Raw genomic sequence first — 13132 nt, 5'->3', positions numbered from 1 at the left:
TTGCCGGCGAAGCTGTTAAATCAGCCCAGGCAGGTTCAACGCCTGCGCACACGCTGCCAGCGAGCGCCGCTCGCTCTCGGCATACAGCGCCAGCTCATCCTGCACCGACTTGCCCAGCGCCTGCTCGAACGCGTCGCGGTTGGCATTGCTGCCGTACTCGCTCTGCGCGCCTTCGCCCAGGTTGGACTGGAAGATCCCCGCCGCACTCACCGGCAGGAAGTCCTCGTATACCAGGGCTTCGAAGTGCACATGCCCGGCTTCGATCAACGCGCTCAGCGAGGTCGGCCGCTGCGCCTGGTCGCGGGCACTCAGGCCGGCTTCGGTCGGGAAGTAGCGGAAGTACGCCAGCCCCTGCTCGCGCATCTGCGCCAGGTCGTCCGGGAAGGCCTCGAAACGCTTGCCCAGCAGGCTCATGTAGCGCTCGGCATTGGCCTCGGCCGGCACGCCGCCCAGGTCGGCCCGCGCTGCGTCCAGCAACTGGTCATACAGCACGCGACCCTTGGGGGTCAGCGCCGCGCCGCGTTGCTCGATCTCGCCGAAGCGTGCGGTATGGCTGCCCCCTTCGCTGCCCTGCTGGTCGGTGAATGCCACGCGCTCCTGCAAGGCCTTGAAGCTGGTCTGACGCAACAGGATCGGGCAACGACGCGGTGGCGGGCCCTCGATCACGGCCTTGGGCGGAATGCCCTTGGCCGGCATGCCGACCTGGATCGCATCGATGTCCAGGGTGCGCGGCGTCAGGTGGTTGATGTGCGGGCCCTTGAAGGCCACCACATCGGCGATCAGGCGGTGCTGGTCGTGCAGTTGCTGGTACTGCTCGGCCGTGACCGTCGCGTCGTGGTGCCAGCGGAAGGTGTGCAGTGCTTCATTGACGAACGCCTCGGCGTCGGCGGCATTCAGGCCTGCGTCGGCTTCGAACTGGGCAATCAGCTGCAAGGCACGCGGGGTGAAGATCTGCCGCTTGGCCAGGATCGATGCGGCCAGCTCGCGCAGCGCCGGGTTGTCGATCAGCTCCAGGCGCAGCAGCGAGGTGAACACGCGGAACGGGCTGATGTGCAGCGACTGCTCGTGCACCGCGCGAAACGCGGTGGAGTGCACCGGTACGCCGGCCGAGCTGAGGTCGTAGTAGCCCACCGGGTACATGCCCATCACCGCGAACAGGCGGCCGATGGTCGCCAGTTCCTGGGCGGTGCCGACGCGGATGGCGCCGTGGCGTTCCTGGTCCAGGCGTTCGATCTCGCCGGTCCAGCGTAGGGCCTCGGCCACCTTGGGCTGCTGGGTCATCACCTGTTGATTGATCTCGCTCACCAGTTCCAGCAGGGTGCCGTAGAGCGGCACCTCCTGCTTGTACATGAGCGACATGGCCGCGGAAAACTGCGCGCGAATGCTGTCCGGGCTGACGAAATCTTGAGCGGGCATCGAAAGCTTCCTGGTGGTAAAAGTCACCCTTACATGAAAGCGAGGAATGCAGGCCGGGCACAAGCGAAAAAAATTCGAGGGATCATTCCTGTAATTCAGGACCTCGGCGCGGTCGCCTGTTCACGGATCCATTCCACCAGGCTGCGCACCTTGGGTACCTCGGCGGCATGCTCGGCGAACGCCACAAAGTACGCGCCGCTGCTGCGCATCGCGTAGGGCCACGGTATCACCAGCTTGCCCTCGGCCAGTTCCTGCTCCACCAGATAGCGCGGCACCAGCGCCACGCCGCAGCCCGACAACGCGGCGCCCACGCACATATAGAAGGTATCGAAACGCGGGCCGTGGTAGCTGTTGGCCGAGTGCAGGCCCTGTTCCAGAAACCACTCGTGCCAGGCCTCCGGGCGCGAGGTGCTTTGCAGCAACACGCGCTCGGCCAGCTCGCCGGCCTCGGTCAGGGTGTGCCCCTGCAGCAGTTCCGGGGCGCACACCGGCACCACCTCGTCGCCGAACAGCTCGATGCACGTGGCCCCCGGCCAGGTGCCCTGGCCATAGAAGAACACCACGTCGGCGGTGTTCTGCAGCAGGGCGAAAGGCTCCATCTCGTTGCAGATATCCAGGTGTATATTCGGGTAGCGCTTGCCGAAGCCCTTCAGGTGCGGGATCAGCCAGCGCACGCCGAAGCTCGGCTGGGTGGCCACCTTGAGCACTTCGGTCTGCTGACCGTAGGACAGGATGTAGCGGCTGGACATGTCGACCTGGGTGAGGATCTTGTTCACCTCGGCCAGGTACAGCGCGCCCGCCGGGGTCAGCTGCAGGCGTCGGCGGATCCGCAGGAACAGATGATGGCGCAGCATGTCTTCGAGCTGCGCCACCTGCTTGCTCACCGCGCTCTGGGTCAGGTGCAGCTCTTGCGCAGCGCGGGTGAAGCTCAGGTGTCGGGCGGCCGCCTCGAAGCATTGCAGGGCGGCCATCGACGGCACCAGACGTTTGGACATAGCGGTATCACTCACCCGTCGAATCATTACCTGGCGGAATGATGTGCAGAATAAAGGTCGTTTGTAGCGCCAGAGTGATCGGATTAATACTGATCCCATCACCAATTACAACCACTCACCGCCTTGCAGGAGAAGAATAATGGTTGATGGATTGCTCGACCGCCTGGGTGTACCGGCCTCTGCCTACACCCATGGCAACCATCCCGTTCACACCCCGATCGACGGCAGCGCGATTGCCTCGGTGCACCTGGAGTCCAAGGCTCAGGTACTGGGCAAGATCGAACAGGCCGAACAGGCCTTCCTGGCCTGGCGCAACGTGCCGGCGCCGCGTCGCGGTGAGCTGATCCGCCTGTTTGGTGAAGTGCTGCGTGAGCACAAGGCGCAGCTGGGCGAACTGGTATCCATCGAAGCCGGCAAGATCACCCAGGAAGGCCTGGGCGAAGTGCAGGAAATGATCGACATCTGCGACTTCGCCGTCGGCCTGTCGCGCCAGCTGTACGGGCTGACCATCGCCTCCGAGCGCCCGGGCCACCACATGCGTGAAACCTGGCACCCGCTGGGCGTGGTTGGCGTGATCAGCGCCTTCAACTTCCCGGTGGCCGTGTGGGCGTGGAACACCACTCTGGCGCTGGTATGCGGCAACGCCGTGATCTGGAAGCCATCGGAAAAGACCCCGCTGACCGCACTGGCCTGCCAGGCGCTGTTCGAAAAAGCCCTGAAAGCCTTTGGCGAAGCGCCGCAAGGCCTGGCGCAGCTGATCATCGGCGACCGCGACGCCGGCCAGGCACTGGTCGACGACCCGCGCGTACCGCTGGTAAGCGCCACCGGCAGCACCCGCATGGGGCGCGAAGTCGGCCCACGCGTGGCGGCACGCTTCGGTCGCAGCATCCTCGAGCTGGGTGGCAACAACGCAATGATTCTGGCCCCGAGCGCCGACCTGGACCTGGCCGTGCGCGGCATTCTGTTCAGCGCCGTGGGTACCGCCGGGCAGCGCTGCACCACCCTGCGTCGCCTGATCGTGCACCGCTCCATCAAGGACGAAGTGGTGGCCCGCGTCAAAGCCGCCTACGCCAAGGTACGTATCGGCGACCCGCGCCAGGACAACCTGGTCGGCCCGCTGATCGACAAGGGTTCGTTCACCGCCATGCAGGACTCCCTGGCCCGTGCCCGTGATGAAGGCGGCAGCGTGTTCGGCGGCGAGCGCCAGTTGCAGCAGCAGTACCCGGATGCCTACTACGTGAGCCCGGCGATCGTCGAGATGCCTGGTCAGAGCGAGGTGGTGCGCCATGAAACTTTCGCGCCGATTCTCTACGTGCTGGCCTATGACGAGTTCGACGAAGCGCTGCGCCTGAACAACGAAGTGCCACAGGGCCTGAGCTCGTGCATCTTCACCACCGACCTGCGTGAGGCCGAGCGCTTCCAGAGCGCGGCGGGCAGCGACTGCGGCATCGCCAACGTCAACATCGGCACCAGCGGTGCCGAGATCGGTGGCGCGTTCGGTGGCGAGAAAGAGACCGGCGGTGGCCGTGAGTCGGGTTCCGATTCGTGGAAGGCCTACATGCGTCGTCAGACCAACACCGTGAACTACTCGCGCGAGCTGCCGCTGGCGCAGGGCATCGTGTTCGACTGATAACCGCGTCGGCCCCTTCGCCGGCAAGGCCGGCTCCTACCGCAACCGTGTAGGGGCCGGCCTTGCCGGTGAAGGGTGCTTCCCGTTCCAAGGCCAACCAACGGAGGCGGCCATGACCGACCTGCGTCAAGAATGTCTGTGGGAGTTCGTCACTCCGCCTGCGGCGCCTGCCGCCGCACTGACGGCACAGATCAAGGCCGATGTGTGCGTGATCGGCGGGGGTATCACCGGTCTGTGCACGGCCATCAACCTGCTCGAGCAGGGCAAGTCCGTCGCGCTGCTCGAAGCCCGTGTCATCGGCCATGGTGGCTCGGGGCGCAACGTCGGGCTGGTCAATGCCGGCACCTGGATCCGCCCCGACGATGTCGAGGCCACCCTGGGCCAGCAACAGGGCAGCCGCCTGAACAAGGTACTGGGTGAAGCCCCGGCCGAGGTGTTCGCCATGATCGAACGCCTGGGCATCGACTGCCAGGCACGCAACGAAGGCACCCTGCACATGGCGCACAACGCCAACGGCGTAGCCGACCTGCAATCGCGTCACCAGCAATGGAGCCGACGCGGTGCCGACGTCGAACTGCTGACCGGTGCGCAGTGCCAGGAATACTGCGGTACCGACAAGATTTCCGCCGCGCTGCTCGACCGCCGCGCCGGCACCATCAACCCCATGGGCTACACCCGTGGCCTGGCCGCCGCGGTACGCCGTCTGGGTGGGCAGGTGTTCGAACAGTCCGCTGTCACCGGGCTCACCCGCGAAGGCAGCGCCTGGCTGGTGAAGACTGCCCAGGGCGCGGTCAGCGCCGACAAAGTGGTGATCTCCACCGGTGCCTACACCGAGGGCGACTGGACCGCGTTGCAGAAGCAGTACTTTCGCGGCTACTACTACCAGGTGGCTTCCAAGCCCCTGCAGGGCGCTGCGGCCGACAACGTGCTCAAGCACGGCCAGGGCTCGTGGGACACGCGCACGGTGCTCAGCAGCATCCGTCGCGACGACCAGGGCCGCCTGCTGCTGGGCAGCATGGGCCGGGTCGACAACAAGCCGGCGTGGTTCGTGCGCAGCTGGGCCGACCGCATCCAGGGGCACTACTTCCCGCAACTGGGCAAGGTCGACTGGGAAATGCACTGGACCGGCTGTATCGACTTCACCCCGGACCACCTGATGCGCCTGTTCGAACCGGCCCCGGGCATCGTTGCGGTCACCGGCTACAACGGCCGTGGCAACACCACCGGTACTGTGATCGGCAAGGCCTTCGCACAGTACCTGCTGCAGGACGATCCGGATGCACTGCCGATCCCGTTCGCCCCGATGAAACCGGTATCGGCCCCGTTGCTGCGCACCGGCTTCTACGAAACCGGCTTTTCGCTGTACCACGCCGGGCAGTGCCTGCGCGTGCTGCTGTAACCCCCGCTCCAGTGCGCGGCCATCGAACGGGATGCCCTGGTCGATGGCCTCCGGCATTGCCCGCATGCCGTCCACCTGCCCGCATTTTCAACGCCCCGTACCGCTCGCGCCCGGTCGAGAATCATTAACACCCGCGATTTTTTCAATTGGACTGGATCCAATCGGTAGTGTCGTTTAGCCTTCGCCGCCATCATGAGCGCCTTTGCGCTGAACGCGCTCGCTAAAACGGACTTGAAGGGTGCCACTTGCACAACATTCCCCATATTCGCCTCCACCTGCGTGACCTGGTTCGTACCGAGTCCTTCGCCGAGCTGAACAGCTATTTCGATACCCTGCAGGCCGAGTGGAGCAGCGCCGAGCCTGGCACCCACCATTATCTGGACACCGCCCGCACCGGCACGCTGTTCGACTTCAGTGTGACCCCGGCGCCGGAGATCGCACGCTTTCTGCAGGCCTGGGTCGCCGCCTGCCCGGATGCCTTCCATCCGCGCCTGTTCCTGGGCAACTACTGCTATGGCCGCGCCGGCAATATCCGCGGCAACGGCTGGGCCAACAGCGTGACCGACGACTGCTGGCTGGGCGCGGCGCTGGCTTGTGAACTGTCGGCGGTGCACCTGCTGGCGGCACTCGAACGTTCGCCGCAGCCGGTGGCTGCAGGCGTCACCCTGATGGAGCTGTGCGCGCACTTCCACGAGCCGGCGTGGCTGAACGCGCTGTTCGGTGGCGAGCCTGCCAAGGGCATGGCCAGCGACAACCAGGACCCCGAACTGCTGGAGATGGCGGTCGAACACCTGGCCCACTACGGCCTGACGCCCTTGCAACAGGCCCCCACGGCGCTGCCGGCCGGCCTGCCGCAACGCCAGGCGCACGAGATGGACCAGGGGCAGGATTACTGGCTGCACCGCGTGATGGAGTGGCGCCCGGACTGCCTGGAAGCGCTGCTCAACTATGCCAACTACCTGTTGCCGCGCTGGGGCGGCAGCTACGAAGACATCGAAGGCTTTGCCAGCGGGCCGCTGTGCGCCGCGCTGAGCGAGGCGCAGCGCAATGCGATCCGCTGGCTGGCGTTCTACGACATCCACGAGGATTACCCCGCCAAGGAGGAATTCAACGCTGCACGCGAGTACCTCGAGCACTTCGAGGCCTGGCTGCAGCGCGACCTGCTGCCAGCCTACCGCGGTTATGCGCTGGGTTACTTCGGCCAGTTCTGCAGCTACTCGCTGGACAACCAGCCACGTGCGATGGCGATGCAGGTCGCGAGCGTGCAGGCCTTCCCCGAAGGCGAGTACTTCCGCCATGTCGAGGGGCCGTTCCACAGCTTCGTCTACCTCACCATGGTGGCCAACATGGCCGACGAAACCGGTGCCTTCAAGGTGGCGGTCGAGCGCATGTGCGCGATGAACGAGTTGGGCGTGCCGGTGGCGATCAAGGCTGTCGGTCACCAGTTCGGCCTGTGGGGTTTCGACAAGGACCCGCAGTGTGTGCCGGCCTTGCTGGACCGCGCGCGGGTGCTGGGCGAACACGACCTGGGGGACTCGGGCCTGGACATCGTCAGCCTGCCGTCATTCCTGTGGGACGGTGGGCGCCACGACGAGGGTTACTTCCTGGCGGTGCAATGGGGCGAGCGTGGCCTGCCGGGCGCGGCCTATTTCCTGCACGAGGTACACACCGGTGCCCGTGAAGAGGCCCCGCAACGCTATGTGGACGAGGGCGAAAGCCTGCGCTGGCTGGAGCGCGGTGCCCAGGACGGCTGCCCGCAGAGCATGTTCAACCTGGCCTGGAAAAAGCTTTTCGACGACGAGCTGGACATGCGTGTGCGTGCCAACCTCGACGAGGTGCTGCGCCTGTTCGAAGGCGCCCGCCAATCGTCGCGGGCAGAACAGCGCGCGCGCATCCGCATCGGCATCCTGCTGCGCGACTTCGGCACTGCCGAAGAGCAGGAAACCGGCGTGAAGTACCTGCGTTCGCTGGTCGACTGTGACGATGACTGGGTCTCGGCGCGTACCAGTGCCGAGATCGCACTGGCCTACCTGCGCGGGCAGGGCGTTCAGCAAAGCCGCTTCGCTGCCATCGAGTGGGCGCAGCATGCCGTGACCCAGTTGCCCGACAACGAAGGCATCCAAGAAGTCCAGTACGAGGTGCTCAACTCCCACAGCCTGCTCAAGAGTGTCACCAGCGTGTTCGGTGCGTTCCTGGGGCGTGGCAAGGTCGGCGCCGACGACCTGCCGCCCAAGCCGGCGCAGTAACGCCCATGGCCGCACTGCAACGGTTGCGACTTCGTGCCTGGCTGCTGCTGGGCAACGGCTTTCTGCTGGTGGGCGGGCTGGCCCTGTGCGCGCTGCCGCTGGCGATGTGCATGTGGCTGCCCGGTGCTGCGGGGCTGCTGGCCGGGTTCGTGACCCTGCCAGCGGGCATGTTCGGCTACAGCATGCTCAAGCTGCCCTTTGCGACGCGTGCCGATTCCAGCGAGGACGGCATCGCCCTGCAGGCAGTGGACGCGCCGCAGCTGTTCGAGGAAATCGAGCGGTTGCGCCTGGCACTCGGCGCGCCTGCGCTGGATGCGGTGTACCTGAACGACGACTTCAACGCCAGTATCCGCCAGCACCACGTACTGTTTCGCAGGACGCGCAACGTGATGTGGCTGGGCCTGCCCTTGCTCGACACGCTGTCGCCACGGGCCTGTGCGGCGATCCTGGCGCATGAGTGCGCGCACATCGCCCAGCGTCATGGCCGCTATGCCAGCCGCGTGTATTTCGCACGGCTGCAATGGCAGGCGGCGAGCGAGCGGCTGGAGCGCCATCGCTCGTTGTCGAGCGCGCCGCTGCGTCTGTTCGTGGGCTGGTACGTGCCGCGTTTTCTGGCCGTGAGCATGGATTTTGCGCGGCGCTGCGAGTACCAGGCCGACGCCGAGGCGGCGCGGGTAGGCGGGGTCGAGGCGATGCGCGAGGCGCTGGTCGGCCTGGCCTTGCAGGGGCGGGCACTGGAGCAGGCGTTCTGGCCCAAGGTGTTTCTTGCCGGCAGCGCCACGCCATTGACCGACCTGGCCCGCAGCGGTGCGCCGAGCCTGCCGCAGGACATTGCCGAGGCCCGCAGCTGGCTGCATGGCGCACTGTGCAACGAGACCGACGACAGCGATACCCACCCGGCGCTGGCCGACCGCCTGGCGGCGCTGGGGGGGGCACCCGATCAGCCCGATGCGGCACTGGTGTGGCAGCGCAGCCAGCCCAGCGCGGCGCAGGCCTGGCTGGGCGAGCAGCACCTGCCATTGGCGCAGCGCCTGGACGAACAGCAGGCCGATGACAATGCCCGGCATTGCCAGCGCGCCCGTGACGAGCGCGAGGCATTGGTGGCCGAGCAGCACGACCTGCAGCGCAAACGGCGTATCCGTGCGCTGTCGGGCCACGAGATTGCCCGGCTGGCCTGGCTGTACCGCACCCTTGGCGAGGCGGGCGATGAGGCGCAGCGTTTGCTGGAAGACGCACTGCAGCAGGCGCCGGACGCGGCGGTGCGCTATCAGCTGGCCGAGTGTCATGCCCAGGCCGGGCACCCGGACGCCGCAGCAGCACTGTGGCGGCAGGTGGCCGAGCAGCGCGGGCCGTTGCAGCTGTATAGCCTGCGCAAGCTCAGCGTGCTGGCCCTGCGCAGCGATGACCGCGGCGCGGCCGAGCACTATCGGCGCGAGGCCGATGCCCTGCAGCGTGCCGATAGCGACGATGACGGTGAAGACGGCGAGTGGGTGCCCCACGACCTGGTGCCCGTGGAGCGCAACAAGCTGATCGAGACGCTCACGCCGCTGCTGAAACTGGCGACCGGCGTGTGGCTGCTGCGCGAGACCGGCACGCGGCGCTACATTTTGCTGGTACTGGCGCGGGACTCGCTGACTTTCCGCCTGGTCAGTCGCCTGACCGGCGAAGACAGCTACCTGCGCCGGGATTGCCAGCAGATGCTCAACCGCCTGCTGCCGCGCATTCGCCTGGACCTGGTGCCCGTGGTGATGTCGGCCGGGGATGCGCGGCTGGTGTTCTGCTCGCAGGCGTCGCAGCTGCGCTTGAGCGCGTTGCTGTAGCGCTCAGTCTGCATCCGACTCGAACAGCCGCGCCAACTCCGCTCGTGCTTCCTTGGCGTTCTGCATGACCTTGGCGCGGTCATTGCGCACCAGGCCCTGGGTTTCCAGCACCTGCTCGTCATGTTCGGTGAAGCGCTGGATACGGTCTGCTGCCTGCGCTTCGGAAAGCCCCAGCCCCACCAGGGCGCGACGGGTCATTTCCAGGCTTGAGTAGAACGTCTCGCGGATCGGCACCGCGCCCACATCGGTCAGCTTGTGAACATGTTGGCGGTTACGCGCACGGGCGAGCACCTTGAGGTGCGGGTACAGGCGCTTGACCCGTTCAGCCGTGTGAGTCGTTACTTCGGGGTCATCGGTGGTGATCACGAAGTACTCGGCCTCGCCCACCTTGGCGGCATGCAGCACTTCTGCTCGCAGCGGGTCGCCGTAGAATACCGGTGCCTGCTCGAAGGTGCGGGTCAGCTCGATGGCGTCCACCGAGGTGTCCAGGGCAACGAAGGGAATCTTCTGGGCACGCAATATGCGCGAGACGATCTGGCCCATGCGCCCCATGCCGACGATTACCACGCGCGGCGCGTCGGTCTGGATCTGCCGGTACTGCTCGGGCACTTCACGGGGTGCCTGGCGGTGCTTGAGCAGGCGCGTGCAGGCCAGCAGCAACAGAGGCGTGACGGCCATCGACAGGGTGATGGTCATTAGCAGCAGGTCATAGGTGTAGGTGTCGAACAGGCCCTGATCCTTGCCCAGCTTGAATACCACGAAGGCAAATTCGCCGCCTGCCGCCAGTACCACCCCCAGGCGCAACGCATTGCCCGCGTTCAGCCCCCCGATGCGGCCGACCAGCATCAACAGTGGCAACTTGACTGCCACCAGCAACAGGGTCAGGCCCAACAGCAGGCCCGGGCTCTGCAGCAGCATGCCCAGGTTGGCCCCCATGCCCACGCTGATGAAGAACAGCCCGAGCAGCAGGCCCTTGAAGGGCTCGATCTGCGATTCGAGCTCATGGCGGTACTCGGAGTCAGCCAGCAGCAGGCCGGCGAGGAAGGCGCCCAGTGCCATGGAGATGCCGGCTTCTTCCATCAGCCAGGCGGTACCGATCACCACCAGCAGCGCGGTGGCGGTGGAGACTTCCGGCAGCCCGGTACGGGCGACGATGCGAAACACCGGGCGCAGCAGATAGCGGCCGCCGACGATTACCACCGCGATGCTGGCGAACACCTTCAGGCCATGTGCCAGGCTGTCGCCGTGGCTGGTGTCCGGGCCGCTGGCGGCCAACAGGGGCACCAGGGCGATCAGCGGAATGGCCGCGATATCCTGGAACAGCAGCACGGCGAAGGCCAGGCGTCCATGGGGGGCGTTGAGCTGCTTGCTTTCGGCCAGGCTCTGCAGGCCAAGGGCGGTGGACGATAACGCCAGGCCCAGGCCGACGACCACGGCGGCGGGCATCGGCTGGCCGAAGCCGAACAGGGCAATGGCGCCGATCACGGCGCCCGTCAGCAGCACCTGCGCCAGCCCCACGCCGAACACCGATTTGCGCATCAGCCACAGGCGGCGCGGCGAAAGCTCCAGGCCGATGATGAACAGCAACAGCACCACACCCAGCTCGGAAATGTGCGCGACGCTTTCGGTGTCGCGGATCAGCCCCAGGACCTGGGGGCCGATGGCGACGCCTGCGAGCAGGTAGCCGATCACGGCGCCCAGTTGCAAACGCTTGGCCAGGGGCACCGCAATGACCGCGGCAAGCAGGAAGATGACGGCTGTTTGCAAAAGGCTGCCTTCGTGTGGCATCGCTCGGCTCCAGGGGGCTGCTACGGCGGCAGCGTTGAACAGTGAGGGCGCATGATGAGGCTGCGCCCGGCATTGCACAAACCGATGGGCGTCAAGGCACCTAAGGCCCGGGGCGGTACTGCAGGGCCTCGGCCAGGTGCACACGCGCAATGTGTGCGGCCTGTTCCAGATCGGCCAGCGTACGCGCCACCTTGAGCAGGCGGTGCGCGGCCCGTAGCGACAAGGTTAGTCGTTCGCACGCGGTTTCCAGCCATTGCTGATCGTCAGCGGACAGCGCGCAGTGCTGGCGCAGGCCGGGCAGCTCGAGAAAGGCGTTGGCACAGCCCTGGCGCTGTTGTTGTCGTTCGCGTGCGGCAGCCACCTGCCCTGCGATGTGGGCACTGGCGGGGCCGTTGTCGGTGCAGTGCGAGAGCGCCGTGGCTTCACGGGCGACGGTCAGGTGCAGGTCGATGCGATCAAGCAACGGGCCGGAGAGCTTGTTGCGGTAGCGCTGGATCTGGTCGCTGCTGCATCGGCAGCGACCGGTGGGGTCGCCATGGTAGCCGCAGGGGCAGGGGTTCATCGCCGCCACCAATTGGAAGCGGGCCGGGAAGCGGATCTTGTCCTTGGCCCGGGCGATCACGATTTCGCCCGATTCCAGGGGCTCGCGCAGCACTTCCAGCACGCGCCGCTCGAACTCCGGCAACTCATCCAGAAACAGCACGCCATGGTGGGCCAGGGTGATCTCGCCGGGTTGCGGGCGGCTGCCACCGCCGACCAGTGCGGCCCCCGACGCCGAGTGATGCGGGTGGCGAAACGGACGCTGCGGCCAGCTGTTGAGCGGCAGCGGGCTGGCGACCGACTGGATGGCCGCCACCTCCAGCGCTTCGCGCTCGTTCAGCGGTGGCAGCAGGCCGGGCAGGCGGCTGGCGAGCAGAGTCTTGCCGGTGCCGGGTGGCCCGCTGAACAGCAGGTTGTGGGCCCCGGCCGCCGCGACCAGCAGGGCACGCTTGGCGGCAAGCTGGCCCTGCACCTCGTTGAGGTCGGGGTAGGGCTGGCTGTGTAGGACCAGGCCGTTGGCCTTGTAGGGTTCGAGGGGCTGCTGGCCGTTGAGGTGCGCGACCAGTTCCAGCAGGTGGTCTACGGCGTACACCACCAGGCCCGAAGCCAGGCAGGCCTCCTCGGCATTCTCCCGTGGCACCACCAGGGCGCGCCCGGCTTCGCGGGCGGCAAGGGCGGCAGGCAGCACGCCCTGCACGCAGCGCACCGCCCCCGACAGCGCCAGCTCGCCCAGGCATTCCACTGCGTGCAGCGAGGCGATCGGCATCTGCCCGTTGGCGGCCAGGATGCCCAGGGCTATGGCCAGGTCGAAGCGTCCGCCATCCTTGGGCAGGTCGGCGGGGGCGAGGTTGAGGGTGATGCGCCGCGCGGGGAACTCCAGGCCGGAGTTGAGGATGGCGCTGCGCACACGGTCCTTGCTTTCCTTTACCGTGGCTTCGGGCAGGCCGACCAGGGTCAGGTTGGGCAGGCCGTTGGCCAGGTGCGCTTCGATGGTGACCGCAGGGGCCAGTACGCCCACCTGGGCGCGGCTGTGGACAAGGGCGAGGGACATGCACACTCCATGATCGGGACAATGCCGCGTCCTGCGGCTGGGGCAAGGATAGTGGTGCGCGCGCAGGGTGCGCGGGGGAGAGTGAGTCGAGGTTTTGCAGCGGTTGACGGGGCCAGGAGCGCTGGTCAAGATCACGGCGCCCCGGTGCAGCCTTCGGGCCGCGACGGCGTGCGTGCCAATGGCTTCTATCGCCGCTTGGGGGTGGGAGGTGGTGGCGCAGTTGGAGGAGGGGGATGTGCGGTATGAG

8 protein-coding genes are annotated in these 13132 nt (G+C 66.8%); 4 read left to right on the top strand and 4 right to left on the bottom strand.

Annotated features, from left to right (window positions below):
- Nucleotides 1-15: 15 nt before the first annotated feature.
- Both hglS and FW760_RS06770 read right to left on the bottom strand, forming a co-directional pair.
- A complete protein-coding gene (gene hglS / locus FW760_RS06775; RefSeq protein ID WP_088514606.1) occupies nt 16-1416 on the bottom strand; it encodes a 2-oxoadipate dioxygenase/decarboxylase HglS in 1401 nt (466 codons plus the stop codon).
- 95 nt (nt 1417-1511) lie between these two features.
- Nucleotides 1512-2411: a LysR family transcriptional regulator gene (locus FW760_RS06770; RefSeq protein ID WP_043863342.1), complete on the bottom strand. Its 900-nt coding sequence runs from the start codon at nt 2409-2411 to the stop codon at nt 1512-1514.
- Nucleotides 2412-2550: 139 nt separating this feature from the next.
- Here FW760_RS06770 and amaB point away from each other — a divergent pair, with 139 nt between their 5' ends.
- The 4 genes from amaB to FW760_RS06750 all read left to right on the top strand — a co-directional run bounded on the left by amaB (nt 2551) and on the right by FW760_RS06750 (nt 9506).
- Nucleotides 2551-4041: an L-piperidine-6-carboxylate dehydrogenase gene (gene amaB, locus FW760_RS06765; RefSeq protein WP_043863343.1), complete on the top strand. Its 1491-nt coding sequence runs from the start codon at nt 2551-2553 to the stop codon at nt 4039-4041.
- A 112-nt stretch (nt 4042-4153) separates the two neighbouring features.
- The gene (gene amaA / locus FW760_RS06760; RefSeq protein ID WP_058541726.1) at nt 4154-5440 is read left to right on the top strand and encodes an L-pipecolate oxidase; all 1287 of its coding nucleotides are present in this window, start codon (nt 4154-4156) and stop codon (nt 5438-5440) included.
- Between the two features lie 245 nt (nt 5441-5685).
- Nucleotides 5686-7686: a DUF4034 domain-containing protein gene (locus FW760_RS06755; protein WP_116052415.1), complete on the top strand. Its 2001-nt coding sequence runs from the start codon at nt 5686-5688 to the stop codon at nt 7684-7686.
- 5 nt (nt 7687-7691) lie between these two features.
- Nucleotides 7692-9506 carry a M48 family metalloprotease gene (locus FW760_RS06750; RefSeq protein WP_116052414.1) on the top strand — a complete coding sequence of 605 codons (1815 nt, stop codon included), beginning with the start codon at nt 7692-7694 and terminating at the stop codon, nt 9504-9506.
- 3 nt (nt 9507-9509) lie between these two features.
- Here FW760_RS06750 and FW760_RS06745 read toward each other — a convergent pair whose 3' ends face one another.
- Both FW760_RS06745 and FW760_RS06740 read right to left on the bottom strand, forming a co-directional pair.
- Nucleotides 9510-11294, bottom strand: a complete 1785-nt coding sequence (locus FW760_RS06745; protein WP_116052413.1) for a monovalent cation:proton antiporter-2 (CPA2) family protein — start codon at nt 11292-11294, stop codon at nt 9510-9512.
- A gap of 100 nt (nt 11295-11394) precedes the next feature.
- Nucleotides 11395-12885, bottom strand: coding sequence for a YifB family Mg chelatase-like AAA ATPase (locus tag FW760_RS06740; RefSeq protein WP_043863348.1), 1491 nt, complete (start codon nt 12883-12885; stop codon nt 11395-11397).
- Between the last annotated feature and the right edge of the window lie 247 nt (nt 12886-13132).

Source organism: Pseudomonas sp. 1176_21, assembly GCF_052850635.1.
This window is presented reverse-complemented; position numbering and strand designations above follow the sequence as displayed.